This is a genomic window from Klebsiella sp. G-Nf4 (genome assembly GCF_002810615.1).
In the GTDB taxonomy this organism is placed as follows: Bacteria; Pseudomonadota; Gammaproteobacteria; order Enterobacterales; family Enterobacteriaceae; genus Klebsiella; species Klebsiella variicola.
The window spans coordinates 1-20,227 of sequence record NZ_PION01000023.1 but is presented as its reverse complement, the minus strand read 5'-3'; the positions used below and the strand labels follow the sequence as shown (position 1 = coordinate 20,227).

The window sequence follows — 20,227 nt, the reverse complement described above, 5'->3', positions numbered from 1 at the left end:
GGCCGGGTAAGGCGTAGCCGCCACCCGGCACTAAAGCGGCTCCGTGCCTAATGCCATCGCCCGGTGGTGCTGCGCTTACCGGGCCTACGCGGTGTGCTCCTGTGAGAGGCCCCGGTAGGCCGGGTAAGGCGTAGCCGCCACCCGGCACTAAAGCGGCTCCGTACCTGATGCCATCGCCCGGTGGCGCTGCGCTTACCGGGCCTGGGAGGTGTGATCCTGTGAGAGGCCCGGTAGGCCGGGTAAGGCGCCAGCCGCCACCCGGCGAAATGACGGGTGTGGTGCCTGAAAGCGTGCCCGGCGACGCCCCTTTATTCCTGATGGCGGGTGACGTTGAGGATCTTCGCGCTCGCGCCGACCGGGAAATTACTCAAGGCGCCAAAATCGCTGCCCTGATAGCCCATGATCTTACCGTCGGTGCGCATCTGCTGCAGATCGATCAGGATCACCCCCAGTGTGGGAATGATTTTCTCCCGCCAGACGAACAGATAGAGCTCCTCCGCCACCTGCACATAGTGGCAGCGATCGACATCCGCCAGCCCCTTTTCCACGCCATCCAGACATTGCCAGGCGTAAAAATTATCGTTGAGATAAATATGCTCATAACGCTCGGTCGGACTGTAGGTGTACTGATTACGCATCCCGACCAACGCAGTGGTAAAGCCTGGCAGCGGCCCCGGCTGCTCATCCAGGCGGGCAAAAACAAACCGTGCCTCTACCGCGGTTAGCGGCAGGCCTTGCTCCACCCGGCTGAAGGCGTCCAGCCGCGCGGCGGCTTCGTCCGGCAGCTGGCCGTAGACCAGGGTGGCATTGCGCTGCGTCAGGTTGCATACCGCGCTGATGCTGGCGTTATCGTGCTCCGGGTCAAGGAAGTCGATGAACAGAATATCGGGGCGCAGGGCGGTTGCTCGCCAGGGGGCGCGCTTGCCGTTCCAGCTGAGCGTCTGGTCATCTTCGATAACCAACTGCTGCGGCTTACTGCCAGCGACATAAAAGGTAAAGGTTTCGCCTGCGGGCAGGCTGGCGGTAGCCAGCAGGTTGCCGTGCGGGGCAAAACCATCGGCCAGCGCGCCGACCTGGATAAATACGGCTTCTGAAGTCATGTGGGCTCCTGAGCAGAGTAGGGCGTTAGGCAAACGCCAGAGTGGGAACATCGACGATACTGGCGCCGCCATCGGCGACCAGCGTGGCGCCGCTGATGATGGCGGCCTGCGGCGAACAGAGAAACTGACAGGCCTCGGCTATCTCCTCGGGGCTGGCGGGGCGGCGCAGCGGAACCTCGCGACAGACCCGCTGATAAGCCTCCGTCAGCGATAGCCCTTCCGCCTGTATCAGCGGGAGCATCTCTTCATCCGCCATCGGCGTCGTAACCCAGCCGGGACAGATAGCATTGGCGCGTACCCCCTGTGGGCCGTAATCGCGAGCCACGGAGCGCATCAGACCGATTAAGGCGTGTTTAGCGGTGACGTAGCCGCAGGCCTGCGGCCCGGCAGCCAGCGAGGCGATGGAGGCGACAAACAGCACATTGCCGCGACGGGCAATCAGCGAAGGCAGACAGGCGCGAACGCTGGCGAACGCGCTGGTGAGATTGCCGTCCAGCGCCTCGCGCCACTGGCTGTCGCTGGTCTCGGCAGCGGGGCTGTTGCCCATCCCGCCGGCGCTGCAGATCAGCACGTCGATCCCGCCAGCCTGGTCGAGGATGGCCGGCAGCAGCCGCTGACCCAGGACTCGCCGTCGGCGGCATCGCCCACCAGCGCCGTGGCGCCGGTCTCATCGGCGACAGCCTGCAATGGCGCTTCGCGCCGCCCGGTAATAAACACCCGATCGCCCGCCGCGCACATCAGCCGCGCGCAGGCGGCGCCAATTCCGGTTCCACCGCCGGTAATTACCACGACTCTCGCCATCGGCACTCTCCTGTAATGGGATTTCCGATTACCTTAAAAAGCGCGCCAGGTCCCGGCTATCGCCCGGAAGAACGATAGCCGGGCGGCTAATGGCGCCCGCTCAAAGGGGGCTGCTCACATTATTTTGGCAACAGCAGGCCAGGCGTCATCACAGGATTACGCCGCGGCGAAAGTTAATGGGCATCCTGTTAAGGGTATAAGTGAAAAAAAACAGAAATCCATCGTTCTTAAGGATGAGAGAGAGAGGTGTATGGGATAGCTTTTTTTTATCGCCAATGGAATGTAGTTAGGGTGTTAATATTTTTTGTTTATGTTTTAACGCATCCACGGTAAAGCATGGCAAGCGCATTTTTTAAATGCTATATATAACAATGTATTGATTAAAATTTTGTAACGGCTATCACATTGTTAATATGTTAATGATTGTGTTACTTAAATGTGAAATGTATGCTTCATTCATCGGTAGTTATTCATGTGTCACGTACCATCATCTCGACGGGGAGGCCCTATCATGTCTGCTTTGTTAAAAGCCAGCCGTAATGATGCGATAATAGCCCGTTGTTTACAGACTATATCCCAGTTAATTCCACTGACTTCCGCGGTTTTTTATCGAGTAAATAATCGCTTAAAACCCGAAAACTATATATTGCATAATATTTCTGATAATACGCATCAACAATATCTGGAAAACTTCCAGCCGCTGGATCCGCTTCTGCCGTCGCACTTTAGCCACCAGAACACCACCGTGGCGGCGATGACGCCGCGGCTCTGCGACCGCAACCGCCATTACTATCATGAATTTATGTTGCCGAATAACGTGCGCGACATGACCGAGATCTTTATTCGCCGCGAGCGGCGGATCATCGCCGGTATCTCGCTGATGCGTGACGTGCCTTTCTCCAGCGAAGAGCGCCAGCGGGCTCAGGCGGTGCTGCCGCTGGTGGAGCTGGCCATTCGCGACTGTCTGCAGGAAGAAGATGACCTGCCCGTCATCCTGACGGCGAAAGAGCGGGAAATCGTCGGCATGGTGCGCGAAGGTGCCAGCAATAAGCTGATTGCCCGCCAGCTGGATATCTCGCTCTCGACGGTAAAAACGCACCTGCGCAACATTTTCGCCAAGACCGAAGTCGTCAATCGTACCGAACTGGTTTCCCGAACCTGGATGCCGGCCGCTCAGCGCACGCTGCATCTGTGATCTGACTTTCGCATCCCGCGCGCGCCGTGGCAGCACGGCGTTTTCCTGATACGTTGATCCCTAAAGTCCCGGTACGGGACTTTTTCTTTACTTAGTCCCGAAATGGGACTGGTCTCTGCACATGAAGATAATCTCAGTGAAAACCTTAAATAAACGGGTGGTATTCAACATTAAGGGAAATGATGACCGGTTAACCGTAGCCGTTGCTTATCTGCGGGGATGGATGTTCGTTAAGTTTATCGGGACGCATAAGGAATATGACGTGATAAACGCTGAGACGATTGAGAGGACGTAAATGATGAATGTTAAGCCTATCCGCACTGAACAAGATTACGAAGCCGCGCTAAGCGCCGTTGAACTTTTTTTGATAATGAGCCAGCGCCTGATTCGCCGACTTCATGCGCAGTTCGGCATCCCCCTTGAGAGCCTGATCGGCGCGTGATCGCGCGGGCATTCGGTTCACTCATGCATCCACTGGCTTACCGCCTGATTAACCATCGCCAGCACGCTGAGCAGCAGCATCCGCTGCTGCGCTTCCAGCTTCAGATAACGGCGCAGCGGCGGCATCTTGCAGACCACCTCGCTGGCGGCCCACGGCTCAATGCAGCAGCGCCAGCGGTTATCGCCGAAAGTCAGCGAAAAGCGGCGGTAGTCCAGCTCACTTAAGGTTTGCTGGAGACTGGGAAAACCGTTGAGATAGCCGGCGAGTTCCTCGCTGCCTTTGCCGCCGATAAAGCGGATCGGCTGGCGTTTCCACCAGCCGGATTGATGGGCACGAATTTTACCGCGAGCGGGCCGGGTCACCGGCCCCTCGACGACAAACTCGCAGCTGTGAATGCTGGCCATAAACAGCCGCTTCTGACGCACGCTGAAGGTAATGGCGGTGGCGTCGTTCAACCGCAGCAATGCGCTGCGCTCGCTCAGCTTTTCGCACGGCCAGCCCGCCAGATCGCGCTGCACCGCGTTCATTAACGGCGTCTCAAACCAGGGGACGGAGGACATCTGGCGTCATCTCCCCGCGGGTCTGTTTTTCGTAGTTGCTGATGGCGCGCTCAACCACCTCTTCCACTACCAGCGGCTTGAACGGATTGACGCGCTGCACACACACCGTCCAGAACAGGGCGTAGGCGGCGGTCAGACCGAGCATAATGCCGAACGGCACCAGCACCTGGCGGCTGTCCATCCCCGGCGGCGTGATATTGACGATAGCGATGATGATCCCGACGCTGGAGATAATCTGCGGCAGCGGGAACCACGGCGAGCGGTAGGCGCGCGGCAGGTCCGGGCGGCGGATACGTAGCAACACCACCGACAGGGTCACCAGCAGATAGGCGACGCCCCAGGCGCAGACCGCGGCGAGGATCAGCGGCACGATGCGGTCGAGATCGCCGTTCAGATACCAGGCGTGCAGGCAGGGGATCGCCACCCCGATGGCAATGGCGATCACCGGCGTTTTAAAGCGCGGATGCAGCCAGGTCAGGAAGCGGGGCAGCGCGCCGTCCAGCGCCATGCCGTAGATAATGCGCGGCACGGCGGCCATCAGCGTATTGATGGTGGCGCAGCCGGCCAGCAGCAGCCCGACCCCCAGCCAGTACTGGCCGGCGTGGCCCATCACCCGTTCGGCGAAGGCCGGGATCGCCATCGGTGTATCCAGCAGATGGACGTTGTTGGCCGCGTCGAGCACGGTATTCTCCACCTGGCGGTTGATCGCCGCGCCGTAGATAAACATGCAGCTGGCGACCCCCAGCAGGCCCAGCGCCATCGCCCGCGGAATCGTGCGGTGGGCCTGTTTGATCTCCGGCGCCATCGGCGTCACCAGTTCGCAGCCGACGAACATAAACATCGCCATGCCGATATAGCCGAACAGACCGTTGATATCGCTGATGTTCAGCGGCGTGCCGAACCAGCCGGAAAGATGAGTCACCGGCGCCATAAAAATGCCACACAGGCCGAAAATAGTCAGTGTGGTCCACATGCCGAAGGTCAGCACCACTTCGACCTTGCCGAAGATTTCCACGCCGATGGCGTTGAGCAAGCCGAAAATCACCACCATGCCGACACCCACCATCCAGGTGTTCTGGTGGGCGGCCATCTGAGCGTTGATCGATTCGAAGTTCACCAGCGCCATAATGCCCGCCAGGATCGTCTCCGCCGTCCCGGCGAAAATATGGACGATCAGATAGGCACACAGCGCGCCGGTGATGGCGAAGAAGCGGCCCATGCCGCAGGAGATATAGTCGTACACCGAACCGGTGGTAGGAATGAGCGTCGCCGCCTCGGCAAAGGTGGTGACCTGCGCCTGCATCATAATAAAGGCCAGCAGCACCGCCAGCGCGAAGGTATCGCCGCCCATGCCGAAGCCGCTGGTGACCGTCAGGATCACCGGGCTGGCCATGATCAGCCCGACGGAGCTGGCGAGGGTGGTCGGGAAGCCGACGACGCCGCGCTCAAGATGGCTGGCGAGTCTGTTACTAAACATAGTCAACCTCTGCACAATAATGGGGTAGGGCAGGGAATAGCCAGCGCCACTCCCGGATAGTCATAATTTAGGCGGGCATCCTGCTCAATGAATATCGTCCGGAAGGTGGAGGGCGGCGCATGATTCTGTGACGCAGTCGATGAATGTCGCGGTGGATAAACAACATGACCCCGAAAACCGGGGCCATCCGTCTTGCCACGTTGCGCGTATTTCTGCCGGATGGCGGCTGCGCCTTACCCGGCCTACCGACGGCATTCGTCCTCCAGGCCCGTGCAAGCGCAGCGCCACCGGGCATTATCAGTTTGTTAGCGCGTCTCGACGTTCGCCAGGTAGTGCTTCACAAAGCGCGGTGTCAGGATTTTCCACTCCACTTCGGTACCCTGTTTGACAAACCAGCTGTCGCCCGGCGTAAAGCGCTGTGGCTCGCCGCCGGCGACGGTCAACTCCACTTCGCCTTCCAGCACGGTAGCGTGCTCGGTAAACGGATAGGTCATGGTAAAGCTCCCCTCAGTGGACGAAAACAGTCCGCAGGTAAAGGCGTCCTGCGGCTCGCCGTAGATCATCGCCCCGGCCACCTGCGGGTCTCCCGCGGTCGGCGTCGCGCCGAGCAGGCTGACGCTGCCGATCGGCTGCAGGTCAGGTACCGGGTGTTTAAGTTTAAAAGCGTGCATAGCGTTCTCCTTGTTAACTCCGGCCTTTCCAGAAACCGGCGGTTTGATGCATCAATTTTCCGGCAGTGACTAATAGCAAGCGCAGGCTGTCACGGCCGTGGATGGTCGCGTGGGGGATGCTGCTCAGCAGGCGATAGCGGTCGGAACCGCCATTGATCCCTTCGGCGAGGATTTTGCACACGATGTGTGACGGGGTGACGCCGAAGCCGGAGTACCCCTGGACGTAAAAAACGTTGTTGTGATCGCGTAGGGTGCCGATCTGCGGGAACAGGTTGGCGCTACAGGCCATCGGCCCGCCCCAGGCGAAATCGATCTTCACATCCTTCAGATAGGGAAAGACCTCCGCCAGCAGCGTGCGATTCCAGGCGGCGAAATCATTCGGCGTATATTCCACGAAGCGAGTCGCGCTGCCGAACAGCAGGCGATTTTCCCGGGTGACGCGGTAGTAGTTAATCACCGGGCGAATATCGCTGAAGGCGCCGCGCAGTGGGCTGATGCGCTCGATCAGTTCATCGGAAAGGGGCTCCGTTGACACCTGATAGGAGTAGGTCACCAGCGTCTTGTTGTAGATCTCCGGCTCCATATTATTGAGGAAGCTGTCGCAGGCCCACAGTAGTTTGGCGGCTTTCACGCTGCCCATCGCGGTGCGTACCCGCACCTGTTTGCCGTAATTCACCTCCACCACGGGCGAGGATTCAAAAATCTTCACCCCCAGCGAATGGGCAGCCTGCGCCGAACCGAGCAGCATATTCAACGAGTGGATCTGCCCGCCGCCCATATGTTTCAGCGCGCCGCAGTAAACCTCGGAGCCAACCACCTGCTGCACCTCTTTGCCGGTATACAGCTCGATATCTTCATCCGGGGTGGCGGCCTTAAACTCTTTCTCCCACTGGCGCAGCGTTTTGAGCTGCCGCTGGTTATAGGCAAGATAGCCGTAGCCGGGGACGAAATCGGCGTCGATATGGTATTTGCGGATGCGTTCGCGAATGATGCCCGCGCCGAGATTGGAAATTTTAAACAGCGTCTCCAGCCCCTCTTTGCCAACGTGCTTTTTTACCGCTTCGATATCGTGACCGATACCGGCCATCACCTGGCCGCCGTTGCGCCCGGTACCGCCGTAGCCGAGATGGCGTGCTTCCAGTACCACCACGTTGGTGATGCCCTGTTCCGCCAGCTCCAGCGCGGTATTAATGCCGGAGAAGCCGCCGCCGATAATCACCACATCGGCTTCAATATCTTCCCGTAGCGCCGGAAAATGGAGGTGGTATTTCTTCGTCGCGCCGTAGTAGTTCAGCGCATCGATTTTAATGTTCATCGCGTTACCCTGTGGTCTTGCCTGGCTCAAGGTCCTCATCACAGCACGCCATGTGGGCGTTGAATATCGTCCGAAAGAATGACGTTCTTTAGAACGATGGGCGGCGCAGAGCAACCGTGCTGTGATAGGCCAACTTTGCTGAAAAAACGGGTGCTGACGATGAGCGAGATAACCTTACTGGCGGAAGTGACCGCCTTTTTACGCCAGCCGCACGGGCAGTTCATCGCCGGAGAGCGGGCGGCAGGCCACGGCGCGCCGTTCGCGGTGATTAACCCGGCCACCGGTCAGGCAATTGCTGAGGTGACGGCAGCGGATGTGGATCAGGCGGATCGCGCCATGGAAAGTGCCCGCCAGGCGTTCAGTCAGTGGCGCGAGATGCCGACGCTGGCGCGCGGTACGCTGCTGTTGAAGCTGGCGGATGCCCTGGCTGAGCATCGCGAAGCGCTGGCGCAGCTGGAAAGTCTCTGCTCCGGCAAGACCATCATGCTGGCGCGGATGTTGGAGCTGGATCAATCGGTGGCGTTTTTGCGCTACTTCGCCGGCTGGGCGGGGAAGGTGACGGGCGAGACGCTGGATGTGTCGCTCCCCTCCATGAACGGTGAGAAATATACCGCGTTTACCCGCCGCCAGCCGCTGGGGGTGGTGGTCGGTATTGTGCCGTGGAACTTCTCCATCATGATTGCCATCTGGAAGCTGGCGGCGGCCCTGGTCTGCGGCTGCACCATCGTCCTCAAACCGAGCGAATATACCCCGCTGACGCTGCTGCGCGTGGCGGAGCTGGCAAAAGCGGTGGGTATCCCGGATGGGGTGATTAACGTGGTCAACGGCGCCGGCGGCGAGATTGCCCAGCGGCTGATTACGCATCCGGCCTGCGCCAAGGTGAGCTTCACCGGCTCGGTGGCCACCGGTGAAAAAGTCCAGCAGTCGGCCAGCGCTTCCGGTAAACGGGTGACCCTTGAGCTGGGGGGCAAAAACGCCGCGCTGTTCCTGGATGACCTGACGCCGGAGGCGATGGTCAACGGCATTATTGAAGCCGGCTACCTGAATCAGGGGCAGATTTGCGCCGCCGCGGAGCGCTTTTATCTGCCGCAGGGCAAACTGGATGCAGTGCTGGCGCTGCTGAAAGAAAGACTCAGCGCCTTCGCGCCCGGCTCGCCGCTGGATGAACAGACGCTGATGGGGCCGCTGGCCAACCGTCAGCAATACGAGAAAGTGCTCAAACTGATCCAGATCGCGCGCGACGAGGGGGATACCATTGTTTGCGGCGGTGAAGCGCTGCCCGGCGAGGGCTATTTCCTGCAGCCGACCGCGGTCAAAGTCCGCAGCGAAGAGAGCACCCTGATGCGCGAAGAGACCTTCGGTCCGGTGTGCAGCTTCATCGGCTATCGCAGTGAAGAAGAGGCGCTGGCGCAGATCAATGCGTCGCCATATGGCCTGGCGGCCAGCGTCTGGTCCGATAATATTCGTCAGGCGCTACGCTACTCGGAGGCGATTGACGCCGGCATCGTGTGGGTCAATATGCATACCTTCCTCGACCCGGCGGTACCGTTTGGCGGCATGAAGGGCTCGGGTATCGGGCGCGAATTCGGCAGCGCGTTTATTGATGACTACACGGAGCTGAAGTCGGTGATGGTGCGCTATTAAGTTTTGTCGGTGGAGGCAGCCCTGGCCGGGCGACAGGCGCCCACCTCCCAGGCCCGGTAAGCATAGCGCCACCGGGCAAGGATAGCGGGTGCACAGCCGCGTATGTGCCGGGCGGCGGCGACGCCTTGCCTGGCCTGGGTCCATGCGAGCGGTGGTTAATCTGGCCGCCCCTGTCCGCGCCATAGCCCCATGCAACTTGCGACAATTCCCCCTAAGTGATAAAAGGTGCCCCTTCGCAAAAACACACAGGGGAACGACGTGAAAGACGCGTCAACGTCGTCGGATGCCGTAGAAGAGAGCGGCCCGACGCTTCATCGCGGTTTACAGAACCGACATATTCAACTTATCGCCCTTGGCGGCGCGATTGGCACCGGCCTGTTTCTCGGTATTGGTCCCGCTATCCAGATGGCCGGACCGGCGGTCTTGCTGGGCTACGCCGTGGCCGGGATAGTCGCTTTTCTGATCATGCGCCAGCTGGGCGAAATGGTGGTGGAAGAGCCAGTATCCGGCTCCTTTGCCCACTTTGCCTACAAATACTGGGGCCCGTTCGCCGGCTTCCTGTCCGGCTGGAACTACTGGGTGATGTTCGTGCTGGTAGGGATGGCAGAGCTGACCGCCGCCGGGATCTATATGCAGTACTGGCTGCCCGACGTCCCGACCTGGGTCTGGGCGGCGGCCTTCTTCCTCATTATTAACGCCGTCAATCTCGTCAACGTCCGTCTGTATGGCGAAGCGGAGTTCTGGTTCGCGCTGATTAAGGTGCTGGCGATTATCGGCATGATCGCCTTTGGCCTGTGGATGCTGTTTGGCGGCCACGGCGGCAGCAAAGCCGGGTTCGACAACCTGTGGAAACACGGCGGCTTCCTCGCCACCGGCTGGCACGGTCTTATTCTGTCGCTGGCGGTGATTATGTTCTCCTTCGGCGGGCTGGAGCTTATCGGCATCACCGCCGCCGAAGCGCAAAACCCGGAAAAGAGCATCCCGAAAGCGGTGAACCAAGTGGTTTATCGTATCCTGCTGTTCTATATCGGTTCGCTGGTGGTGCTGCTGGCGCTCTACCCGTGGGTGGAGATCAAATCCGACAGCAGCCCGTTTGTGATGATTTTCCATCATCTCGACAGCAACATGGTGGCGTCCGCGCTGAACTTCGTCATTCTGGTGGCCTCGCTGTCGGTCTATAACAGCGGCGTGTACTCCAACAGCCGGATGTTGTTCGGCCTGTCGGTGCAGGGCAATGCGCCGACGTTCCTCGCCCGCGTCAGCAAACGCGGCGTGCCGGTGAACTCTCTGCTGCTCTCCGGAATTATCACTTCGCTGGTGGTGGTGCTGAACTACCTGCTGCCGCATGAAGCGCTGGGGCTGCTGATGGCCCTGGTGGTGGCGACGCTGCTCCTGAACTGGATCATGATCTGTATGGCGCACCTGAAGTTCCGCGCCGCCCAGCGCCGCAAAGGGCGTGAATCGAAGTTCAAAGCGCTGCTGGCGCCCGCCAGCAACTACTTCTGCATTGCTTTTCTTGGGCTGATCCTGGTGCTGATGTGCACCATTGATGGGATGCGCCTGTCGGCGATCCTGCTGCCGGTGTGGATCCTGTTCCTGTTTATCGCCTTCAAACTGCTGCGCCGCCCGGCGTAAGCGAGACGCCCCGCCGTCCGGCGGGGCTGCCTGCCTTTTTATTGTGATCTTCTTCGCAGGTGGGGAATTTGCCTGGCGATCTTCTTTTTGTAATCGATTACTTTTGTCTTGAGCGATTTTGTAATCGATTACTTTTTGAGGGCAAGCAACATGATCACCACAACCGAAGGTCAGGCAAGTGCCCGCGTGAGCCACCGTTTTCTGGTGCCGCGGCTGTCGTTAATGATGTTTATGCAGTTCTTTATCTGGGGCAGCTGGTCGGTGACCCTGGGGCTGGTGATGACCCGCTATGAGATGTCACTGCTGATCGGCGATGCGTTCTCCGCCGGGCCGATCGCCTCCATCCTGTCCCCCTTTGTGCTGGGAATGCTGGTGGATCGCTTTTTCGCCTCGCAGAAGGTGATGGCGGTGATGCATCTCGCCGGGGCGGCAATCCTGTGGTTTGTCCCCCAGGCACTGGTGGCGCAGAACGGCGCGCTGCTGATTGGCCTGCTGTTCGGCTATACGCTGTGCTATATGCCGACCCTGGCGCTGACCAACAATATTGCGTTCCACAGCCTGGCCAATGTCGATAAAACCTTCCCGGTGGTCCGCGTGTTCGGCACCATCGGCTGGATTATCGCCGGGATCTGCATCGGGGTGACCGGTATCTCTGATACCACCGGCATCTTCACCCTGGCGGCACTCTGTTCGGTCGCGCTGGCGATTTACAGCCTGACGCTGCCCCATACCCCGGCGCCGGCCAAAGGCATGCCGGTTCAGTTTCGCGATCTGCTGTGTGCGGACGCCTTCGCGCTGCTGAAAACCCGTCACTTCCTGATTTTTTCCCTCTGCGCCACCTTAATTTCCGTGCCGTTAGGCACTTATTACGCCTATACCGCGTCGTATCTGGCGGATGCCGGCGTCAAGGATGTCAGCACCGCGATGTCGTTTGGCCAGATGTCGGAGATCGTCTTTATGCTGATCATTCCGTTGCTGTTCCGCCGCCTCGGGGTGAAATACATGCTGCTCATCGGCATGGTGGCGTGGTTTGTCCGCTACGCCTTTTTTGCCCTCGGGGTCAGCGAAGAGGGGCGTTTCCTGCTTTATATGGGCATTTTGCTGCACGGCGTATGCTATGACTTTTTCTTTGTCGTCGGCTTTATCTACACCGACCGCGTGGCGGGCGAGAAGGTCAAAGGCCAGGCGCAGAGCATGATTGTGATGTTCACCTACGGGATCGGCATGCTGCTGGGCTCGCAGATCTCCGGCACGCTGTATAACCATCTGGTGGCCGGCCAGAGCGTGCCGCAGGCCTGGGTGACCTTCTGGTGGATCCCGGCGGTGGCCGCCGCGGTTATCGCCCTGATTTTCCTTTTCTCTTTCCAGTACAACGAGAAAGAGCCGCACTAATTTTACAGGAGGGGGTATGAAAACGATTAAGGGACCGGGCATTTTTCTGGCGCAGTTTATCGGCCCGCAGGCGCCGTTTAACACCCTGGCGGGGGTGGCGCAGTGGGCCGCCGGCCTGGGATACCGGGCATTGCAGATCCCCTGCAACCACCCGGCGATTTTTGATGTCGAGCGAGCGGCGGCGAGCCAGACCTACTGTGACGAAGTCCGCGGCATCCTGGCGGAGCATGGGTTGGTAATTAGCGAGCTGTCCACTCACCTTGAAGGACAGCTGGTGGCGGTGCATCCGGCGTATGACGCGGCGTTTGACGCCTTCGCCCCAGCGGCGCTGCATGGCGATCCGCAGGCGCGCCAGCGCTGGGCGGTGGAGAAAGTGCAGCAGGCGGCGGTGGCCTCCGGCCGCCTGGGGCTGAAGGCGCACGCGACCTTTTCCGGGGCGCTGGCATGGCCCTTTTTTTACCCGTGGCCGCCGCACAATCAGCCGCTTCTGGATGAGGCCTTTGCCGAGCTGGCCCGGCGCTGGCGCCCGCTGCTGGACCACTTCGACGAACAGGGCGTCGATGTCTGCTATGAGATCCACCCCGGCGAAGATCTGCACGATGGCGTGACCTTTGAGCGTTTTCTCGCGCGGGTGGATAACCATCCGCGCTGCAATATGCTCTATGACCCGAGCCACCTGCATCTGCAGCAAATGGACTATCTGACCTATATCGATATCTATCACTCGCGTATTAAAGCCTTTCACGTCAAGGACGCCGAATTTCGCCGCAACGGGCGCAATGGCGTCTACGGCGGATACCAGCCCTGGCAGCAGCGGGCCGGGCGTTTCCGCTCTCCCGGCGACGGGCAGATCGACTTCAAAGGGGTGTTCAGTAAGCTGACCGAATATGATTTTGACGGCTGGGCGGTGCTGGAGTGGGAGTGCTGCCTGAAGGATGCCGAGACCGGCGCGCGCGAGGGCAGCGAGTTTATCCGCCGCCATATCATTCCCGTTGCCGGACGGGCCTTCGATGACTTTGCCGCCGGCGGGAGGGAATAATATGATTCAGGTCGCGATTATCGGGGCAGGGTTTATTGGTCCGGCACATCTGGAGGCGCTGCGGCGTCTGGGAGATGTCGAGGTCGTGGCGCTATGCGACAGCCGCCTTGAGGCGGCGCAGCGCAAGGCGCGGGCGCTGAACATTGCCCATGCCTACGACAGCGTGGAGGCGCTGCTGGCCCATCCGGGGCTGCAGGTGGTGCATAACTGTACCCCGAACCATCTGCATGCCCAGATTAACCGGCAGATCCTCGCCGCCGGGCTGCACGTCTTCTCCGAAAAGCCGCTGTGTATGACGGCGGAGGAGGCGCGGGAGCTGGTGGCGCTTGCCGCCCGGGCCGGCGTGGTGCATGGCGTCAGCTTCGTCTATCGCCAGTTCGCCATGGTCCAGCAGGCGGCGGCGATGATCCGCCATGGCGATGTTGGCAGAATCTTCGCCGCGCACGGCAGCTATTTACAGGACTGGATGCTGCTGGAGACCGACTACAACTGGCGGGTCGATTCGGCGCAGGGCGGCGCGTCGCGGACGGTGGCCGACATCGGCTCCCACTGGTGCGATACCGTGCAGTTTATGACCGGTCGGCGGATTGTCGAGGTGATGGCGGATCTGTCTATCGTCTGGCCGACGCGTAAAGCGCCAGTCGATGGCAAAGCGACCTTCAGCGCCGTTCACGAGGCGCAGGCATATGAAACCCGGCCTGTCGATACTGAGGACTTTGGCTCGGTGCTGTTGCGTTTTGACGATGGCAGCAAGGGCAGCTTTATGGTCTCCCAGGTGAGCGCCGGGCGGAAAAACCGTCTGGCGGTGGAGATTAATGGCAGCCTCTGTTCTCTGGCCTGGGATCAGGAAGTGCCCCAGCGGCTGTGGATCGGCCACCGCGAGCAGCCGGATCGCCTGCTCAGCGACGACCCGAGCCTGCTGCGGCCGGAGGCCGCCGCCAGCGCCCATTACCCCGGCGGCCATATTGAGGGCTGGCCGGATGCCTTCAAGAATATGATGGGGCAATTTTATCAGGCGGTACGTGCCGGAAGGATGCCGGAGGCCGGGGCCCGGCGCTTCGCCGCGTTCGACGACGGCGCCGATGTGATGTACATCATCGAGGCGATCGTCAAAAGCCATCAGGAACAGCGCTGGGTCAGCGTCGAACGCTGAGCGCAGGCGGGGCGCAGGATTATTTCACCCCAAGATAGCCGTCGAGATAGGCACCGGAGAGCTCGTTGCCGAACAGGACGGCATCTTTATTTTCCATCGCATTATCCCATTTGTCGCTGGCATTGCCGGTAAAGGCGTGTTCGGTGCGGGTGCCCTGCGCCGCCTGCTGTTTGATGGCCTCGGCGGTGCGGCGGGCGTCGCTTTCGCTCATGCCAGCGGCTTTATCCTGCTGGCCGCGGGCGTACATTGCCGTGAAGGTCGGCAGGTTTAAACGGTAATTTTCCTGGCGGTTGACGGTGAAATTACCGCCGACAAAATCGGAGCGGTGGGCGACAAACGCGTAAGCGTGGCGTTCCGGTGACGATTTTGACGAGGTGCAGCCGGTGATTGTTGCCAGGGCACAGCTGAGGGCGAGAACCGCGGTGGAGAGCCTCATGGAGATATCATCCTTAATCATAAACGAAGAAATAGGGCGCCAGGGGGGCTGTCGCCAGAGCGCGAACCGGGTGGAACGGCAAAAGGATGCGCGTTAACGGCGTGGGAGAGAAGCCCTGATTTTTAATAGTTTTCTCGCGCGTTCCCGCGCTTTCGCGCCAGGCTGGCAGGCTGACCAGAGGTCATTTATGATAGCCTGCAGGATCCACCTCTACCGCAGGAAGTGCAGGGTTTATGTCTATTCAGAAAATTGCTCGTCTGGCCGGCGTCTCGGTGGCCACGGTGTCGCGGGTGCTGAACAACAGCGATACGGTAAAAGCCAAAAACCGTGAGCGCGTGCTGCAGGCGATCAAAGAGAGCAACTATCAGCCGAACCTGCTGGCGCGTCAGCTGCGAACCGCCCGCAGCAATATGATCCTGGTGATGGTCTCCAATATTGCCAACCCCTTTTGCGCCGAGGTGGTGAAAGGGATAGAAGAAGAGGCGGAGAAGAATGGCTACCGCATTCTGCTGTGTAATTCCGGGTCGGACCTGGCTCGCTCGACCTCGGGCCTGCAGCTGCTCTCCGGCAAAATGGTCGACGGCATTATTACCATGAACGCGCTCTCCAGCCTGCCGGAGCTGACCACCATGATTGGCGATGCGCCCTGGGTGCAGTGCGCGGAGTATGCCGACACCGGCAGCATCTCCTGCGTCGGGATTAACGACGTCGAGGCGGCTCAGGGGGCGGTGTCCCGGCTGGCCGACAGCGGCCGCCGCCGCATTGCGCTCATTAATCACGACCTGAGCTATCGCTATGCCCGCCTGCGCGAGCGTGGCTATAAAAGCGTGCTGCACGTGCATGGTCTGGCGTATCAGCAGGTGACCTACGCGCAGGATCTTAGCGCGGCGGCTGGTAAACGGGCGATGGAGCAGCTGCTGTCGCAAAACGAGCAGCCCGATGCGGTGTTTGCCGTTTCGGACTCCCTCGCCGCCGGGGCGTTGCGGGCGATCGCCCAGGCCGGACTGCGGGTGCCGGAGGATATCGCGGTGATCGGCTTCGACGGCACCGAGCTGGCGGAAGTGGTCTCCCCGCAGCTGACCACCGTCGAACAGCCCTCCCGGGCGATCGGCCGCACGGCGGTGGCCTTGCTGATGAAACGCATCGACGATCCTGACGCCGCCGTCGAGCGGGTGATGATGGACTGGCGCGTGATTGACCGCGCCAGTGCCTGAGGATCAGCGGGAGAAGGCGCCCGCCAGCGCGCGAATGTCGTTGCCGGTGGGCGTTTGATGAATGCGTAAGCCAAACTCTTCCACCACGGCGAAGACATGGTCGAAAATATCCGCCTGGATCCCCTCATATTCCGCCCACACCACGGTGTTGGTGAAGCAGTAGATCTCGATGGGCAACCCGTTGGCATCCGGCGCCAGCTGGCGCACCATCAGGGTCATATCCTGGCGGATGCGTGGATGATGGCGTAAATACTCCTGCAGATAGGCGCGGAAGGTGCCGACATTGGTCATTCGCCGCTCATTGAGAACCGACTGTTCCCCGGCATACTGCTGGTTCCAGGCGCTAATCTCCTCGTGGCGCGAATCCATATAGGGTTTGAGTAATTTCGCCCGGATCAGGCGCTGCTGCTCCTGTTCATCAAGAAAATGAATGCTGGTGGTGTCGATGTTAAGGCTGCGTTTGATGCGGCGGCCGCCGGAGGCCGACATGCCGCTCCAGTTTTTAAACGAGTCGGAGACCAGCGACCAGGTCGGAATGGTGGTGATGGTATTGTCCCAGTTGCGCACCTTGACCGTGGTGAGGCCGATATCGATCACCGCGCCGTCGGCGCCGTACTTCGGCATCTCCAGCCAGTCGCCAAGCTTGAGCATATCGTTGGCAGAGAGCTGAATACCGGCCACCAGGCCGAGGATCGGATCTTTAAACACCAGCATCAGCACCGCGGCCATCGCGCCGAGCCCGCTAATCAGGATCGCCGGTGACTGGCCTATCAGCAGCGAAATAATCAGGATGCCGATAATAATCGCCGTCACCAGCTTAATCCCCTGGAATATACCCTTCAGCGGCAGCTGTGAGGCGGCGGGAAATTTCTGCGCCAGCTTTAAAATCACATCCAGCAGCGAGAAGAAGGACAGCATGGCATATATCATCACCCATAGCTGAGCCACGGTGGTTAATATTTCCGCCGCCTCGCTGCCTTTTTGCAGCCACAGCACCGCCTGCACGTTGACGATGATCCCCTGCAGGGTAAAGGCCAGTCGGTGAAAGAGTTTATTCTGCGTGATGATTTGCAGCCACAGGTGGCTGCTGGCCAACGCCCGTTTTTCGAACGCGCGCAGGACCACTTTGTGCAATATCAGATGCACGACGACGGCGGTGAATAAGATAATGCCGAAGATAATCATCAGCGAGCGGGTGGGGGTTATTTCGATACCTAAGGCGGCAATTTGCGATATTAATTCCTGCATAACGTCTCCTGAATATCCAGCGGGTATGATGACCGCTGGATAGTGATTATGCAAATCACCGCCGCCGGTATTACGACGCTACCGTCGCCGGCTGTCGGTTGAGATGATGGCGCAGCCACAGCGCGATGGCCCCCAGCAACAGCATCATCGCCACCTCGACCAGCAGAAAATCAATCAGCGCCTGCGGATAGTTTCCGCCGCCGCGACGGGCCAGCGCGAGGAACAGCGAACCAAGGATAGCCGGTCCGAGACCGAGGGTCGCCTGCTGCAGGGTGCTGAGGATGGCGCTCCCGGCCCCGGCGTCGCTGGCGCTGATATCGCGCATGCCAATCCGGTAAAAACTGTTGACGATCAGCGCCTGGCCGTAGCCGATCAGCGCCGTGGCGGGGACCAGCGTCAGGGCGGTGGTGGCGATGCCGAAGCGGGAGAAGGTGGCGCACAGCAGCAGGAGTCCGGCAATCTGCACCGCCAGACCGGTCAACAGGATCCGCCCCATGCTGTGGCGGGCGATAAGCCGCGGGGCATACAGCGCCGAAATAAAATAGGCCACGCCGAGGGCGATAAAGCTATTGCCGGACTGCCACGGCGCCATCCCCAGCCCCTCCTGCATGGTCAGCGCCATGCAGAACATAAAGCCGGACCAGGCGCTGAAAAACAGCAGGGCGATGGCCATGCCGAAGCGGATGCTGGTCAACTGCAGCAGACGCGGCGGCAGCAGGGGATGGTCGCCGCGCTGCTGCTGGCGCAGGGCGCTCTGACGCATGGCGAACATCAGCGGCAGGACCGCCACCAGCATCAGCTGCAGCCACAGCGGCCAGTGCAGCTCCGGACCGAGGGCCATCGGGAACAGCAGGCAGCAGAGGATCAGCGCGAGGTACAGCGTGCCCAGCCAGTCAATACGCGACGGCGTCTCGCGACGGGTTTCCGGCACATAGCGGCGGCTCAGAGCCAACACCAGCAGGCAGATCGGCACATTGATAAAAAAGGCGTTGCGCCAGCCCAGTCCGGCGATATCCGCCGACACCAGCCAGCCGCCGCCCATCTGACCGACGATAAAGGCGATGCCGCCGATGCCGCCATACAGGCTGATGGCCCGGGCGTGGGCGGGGCCTTTGAGGGTCACGTGCAGGGTGGCGAGGATCTGCGGCACAATTAGCGCCGCCCCGGCGCCCTGCAGGGTGCGGGCCGCCAGCAGGGCGCCGATGCTGTTCGCCATCCCGCACAGCAGGGAAGCGATGCCAAAGAGGGCGACGCCCCACATAAACAGACGCCGGCGGCCGTAGTTATCGCCAAGCTTACTGCCCATCGCCAGGCAGACGGCAAAGGCGACGCCGTAGAGCGCGACGATAAGCTCCAGCTGCGTGGCGCTGGCCGCCAGGGTGTGGGTGATGGCGTCCAGCGCCACATTGGTGATCGAGGTATCAATAAGCGGCAGCATCTGGCCGCCCAGCAGCAGCAACAGACCGGCGCGGCCGGGTGAAACAGCAGACGTATTCATGGGATTCTCCATTGCGTCATTCAGCAGACCGACGTAGCATTACCGATAAATTAAACGGGTACCAGTTCCTGTCTATACTGGTACTGGCACTACTATGCTGGAGGGGTGATGACCACGATGCCGCAACGGGAGTTGACGATCGCCGTGCCGGACGATCGACGCAAACAGCTGGGGGCATTTTTGCGCGCCCGCCGTGAAAGCCTCGATCCGCAGCGCCTGGGGTTGCCCCGCGTGGGCCGCCGGCGCACGCCGGGCCTGCGTCGGGAAGAGGTGGCGATGCTCGCCGACGTCGGCGTCACCTGGTACACCTGGCTGGAGCAGGGGCGGGAGGTGAATCCGTCGGAGGCGGTGCTGGTGGGGGTGGCGAATGCTTTACAGTGCAGTCCGCTGGAGACCCGGCACCTGTTCGTACTGGCCGGGCTGACCCCGCCGGAAGCCACCCAGGTGACAGTGTGCGAAGGCATCAGCCCCGGCACCCGCCGGATGCTGGACAGCCTGATGCCGCAGCCGGCCAGCATTCAGAAACCGAACTTTGATATTGTGGCCTGGAACGACAGCTTCTGCCGCCTGATGGGCATCGATTTCGCCACCCTCCCGGAAGAAGATCGCAACTGCATTTATCTCTATCTGACCCATGAGACCTGGCGCAGCCGGATCGAAAATCGCGATGTGCTGCCGACCTTCGTCTCCTATTTCCGCGCCGCGATGGCCGAGCACCGTGGCGATCCGGCGTGGGAAAACAAGCTGGCGCGCTTTTTTGCCGCCTCGTCGGAGTTTGAAGCGCTGTGGCATCAGCGTTACGAGGTGCGCGGTGTGGAAAACCAGATTAAACATTTTAACCACCCGCAGCTCGGGCGATTCAGTCTGCAGCAGATGTACTGGTATTCGGCGCCGCGCAACGGTTCGCGCCTGCTGGTCTATCTGCCGATGGATGAGGCGGGCGAGCAGGCGCTGGCGTGGCTGGACCAACATTCATGACAAGGAATCAGATGGCTGGCAATGTGCCATCTTAGGGTATTGCCCGGCCGGGCTTTTATGTTATCTGTGGCTTCAGCGCACATTGCGCTCCCGGTTAGTCTTCTGCGTTATATCTCTCATGGCGCAGGGAGCGCACAGGGGGCGGCCAGTCGCCGCCGCCCCCTGTACCCCCGGGCTCCGGCCAGCAACATCGCCACTTCGTGGTGCCTTCGACTTATCCCTGCAGGCTTCGGGTCGGGCCGAGGCAGCGTCCGTGCAAAACACGGCCCTCAGCCCGCATCCATGCGGGCTGCCCCGGCCTGCCGGGAACGTCTCAGCGATGTTGAGGCCGCCAGCACCGGCAGTTTCAGCAGCCCCAGGACCCGCGGTGATTTGGGTTTGTAGGCCGGGTAAGGCGTACGCCGCCACCCGGCATAGATGCGGCTCCAG

17 protein-coding genes and 2 pseudogenes are annotated in these 20,227 nt (G+C 60.6%); 10 read left to right on the top strand and 9 right to left on the bottom strand.

The window, feature by feature from the left end; genetic code table 11:
• Positions 1-308 precede the first annotated feature (308 nt).
• Positions 309-1,100 (bottom strand): MoaF C-terminal domain-containing protein, encoded by a 792-nt coding sequence (locus tag CWM57_RS26880; protein ID WP_100631512.1) that lies wholly within the window; start codon positions 1,098-1,100, stop codon positions 309-311.
• Between the two features lie 25 nt (positions 1,101-1,125).
• Positions 1,126-1,901: pseudogene (locus tag CWM57_RS26875) on the bottom strand (SDR family NAD(P)-dependent oxidoreductase).
• A 511-nt stretch (positions 1,902-2,412) separates the two neighbouring features.
• Between CWM57_RS26875 and CWM57_RS26870 the strand changes: the two are divergent.
• The 3 genes and pseudogenes from CWM57_RS26870 to CWM57_RS28280 all read left to right on the top strand — a co-directional run.
• Entirely contained in the window at positions 2,413-3,096 is a 684-nt protein-coding gene (locus tag CWM57_RS26870) for a response regulator transcription factor (RefSeq protein WP_074386648.1), read from the top strand.
• Between the two features lie 121 nt (positions 3,097-3,217).
• Positions 3,218-3,391 (top strand): type II toxin-antitoxin system HigB family toxin, encoded by a 174-nt coding sequence (locus tag CWM57_RS26865; RefSeq protein ID WP_165784267.1) that lies wholly within the window; start codon positions 3,218-3,220, stop codon positions 3,389-3,391.
• A pseudogene (locus CWM57_RS28280) lies at positions 3,392-3,489 on the top strand (transcriptional regulator); the annotation flags it as partial.
• Between the two features lie 66 nt (positions 3,490-3,555).
• On the opposite strand, the gene CWM57_RS26855 reads toward CWM57_RS28280, so the two are convergent.
• From CWM57_RS26855 to CWM57_RS26840, 4 genes are all read right to left on the bottom strand, one after another.
• Positions 3,556-4,098 carry a DUF3156 family protein gene (locus tag CWM57_RS26855; protein ID WP_100631510.1) on the bottom strand — a complete coding sequence of 181 codons (543 nt, stop codon included), beginning with the start codon at positions 4,096-4,098 and terminating at the stop codon, positions 3,556-3,558.
• Positions 4,076-5,575 carry an APC family permease gene (locus tag CWM57_RS26850; protein WP_100631509.1) on the bottom strand — a complete coding sequence of 500 codons (1,500 nt, stop codon included), beginning with the start codon at positions 5,573-5,575 and terminating at the stop codon, positions 4,076-4,078. The genes CWM57_RS26855 and CWM57_RS26850 overlap by 23 nt, the downstream gene beginning before the upstream one ends.
• A 305-nt stretch (positions 5,576-5,880) precedes the next feature.
• A complete protein-coding gene (locus CWM57_RS26845) occupies positions 5,881-6,246 on the bottom strand; it encodes a cupin domain-containing protein (RefSeq protein ID WP_061155438.1) in 366 nt (121 codons plus the stop codon).
• A gap of 13 nt (positions 6,247-6,259) precedes the next feature.
• Positions 6,260-7,561 carry an NAD(P)/FAD-dependent oxidoreductase gene (locus tag CWM57_RS26840; RefSeq protein WP_100631508.1) on the bottom strand — a complete coding sequence of 434 codons (1,302 nt, stop codon included), beginning with the start codon at positions 7,559-7,561 and terminating at the stop codon, positions 6,260-6,262.
• 159 nt (positions 7,562-7,720) lie between these two features.
• Here CWM57_RS26840 and CWM57_RS26835 point away from each other — a divergent pair, with 159 nt between their 5' ends.
• The 5 genes from CWM57_RS26835 (at position 7,721) to CWM57_RS26815 (ending at position 14,424) form a co-directional block, all read left to right on the top strand.
• Positions 7,721-9,205, top strand: coding sequence for an aldehyde dehydrogenase family protein (locus CWM57_RS26835; protein ID WP_074386643.1), 1,485 nt, complete (start codon positions 7,721-7,723; stop codon positions 9,203-9,205).
• Between the two features lie 258 nt (positions 9,206-9,463).
• Positions 9,464-10,840: a phenylalanine transporter gene (gene pheP / locus CWM57_RS26830; RefSeq protein ID WP_074386642.1), complete on the top strand. Its 1,377-nt coding sequence runs from the start codon at positions 9,464-9,466 to the stop codon at positions 10,838-10,840.
• Positions 10,841-11,026: 186 nt separating this feature from the next.
• Complete coding sequence (locus CWM57_RS26825) at positions 11,027-12,232, top strand: MFS transporter (RefSeq protein WP_165784268.1); 1,206 nt, start codon at positions 11,027-11,029, stop codon at positions 12,230-12,232.
• Positions 12,233-12,248: 16 nt separating this feature from the next.
• Positions 12,249-13,271, top strand: a complete 1,023-nt coding sequence (locus CWM57_RS26820; RefSeq protein ID WP_100631506.1) for a sugar phosphate isomerase/epimerase family protein — start codon at positions 12,249-12,251, stop codon at positions 13,269-13,271.
• Between the two features lies 1 nt (position 13,272).
• Positions 13,273-14,424 (top strand): Gfo/Idh/MocA family protein, encoded by a 1,152-nt coding sequence (locus CWM57_RS26815; protein WP_100631505.1) that lies wholly within the window; start codon positions 13,273-13,275, stop codon positions 14,422-14,424.
• Positions 14,425-14,443: 19 nt separating this feature from the next.
• Here the strand turns inward: CWM57_RS26815 and CWM57_RS26810 are convergent, their stop codons facing one another.
• A complete protein-coding gene (locus CWM57_RS26810; RefSeq protein WP_004183289.1) occupies positions 14,444-14,860 on the bottom strand; it encodes an Exc2 family lipoprotein in 417 nt (138 codons plus the stop codon).
• Between the two features lie 233 nt (positions 14,861-15,093).
• Here CWM57_RS26810 and CWM57_RS26805 point away from each other — a divergent pair, with 233 nt between their 5' ends.
• Positions 15,094-16,074, top strand: coding sequence for a LacI family DNA-binding transcriptional regulator (locus CWM57_RS26805; RefSeq protein WP_100631504.1), 981 nt, complete (start codon positions 15,094-15,096; stop codon positions 16,072-16,074).
• Between the two features lie 3 nt (positions 16,075-16,077).
• Here CWM57_RS26805 and CWM57_RS26800 read toward each other — a convergent pair whose 3' ends face one another.
• Together CWM57_RS26800 and CWM57_RS26795 are read right to left on the bottom strand one after the other, a co-directional pair.
• Positions 16,078-17,322: a mechanosensitive ion channel family protein gene (locus tag CWM57_RS26800; protein WP_004202471.1), complete on the bottom strand. Its 1,245-nt coding sequence runs from the start codon at positions 17,320-17,322 to the stop codon at positions 16,078-16,080.
• Positions 17,323-17,392: 70 nt separating this feature from the next.
• Positions 17,393-18,820: an MFS transporter gene (locus CWM57_RS26795; protein WP_016160435.1), complete on the bottom strand. Its 1,428-nt coding sequence runs from the start codon at positions 18,818-18,820 to the stop codon at positions 17,393-17,395.
• A 108-nt stretch (positions 18,821-18,928) separates the two neighbouring features.
• On the opposite strand from CWM57_RS26795, the gene CWM57_RS26790 reads away from it, so the two are divergent.
• Complete coding sequence (locus CWM57_RS26790) at positions 18,929-19,798, top strand: helix-turn-helix transcriptional regulator (RefSeq protein ID WP_063106180.1); 870 nt, start codon at positions 18,929-18,931, stop codon at positions 19,796-19,798.
• The last annotated feature ends 429 nt before the right edge of the window (positions 19,799-20,227 follow it).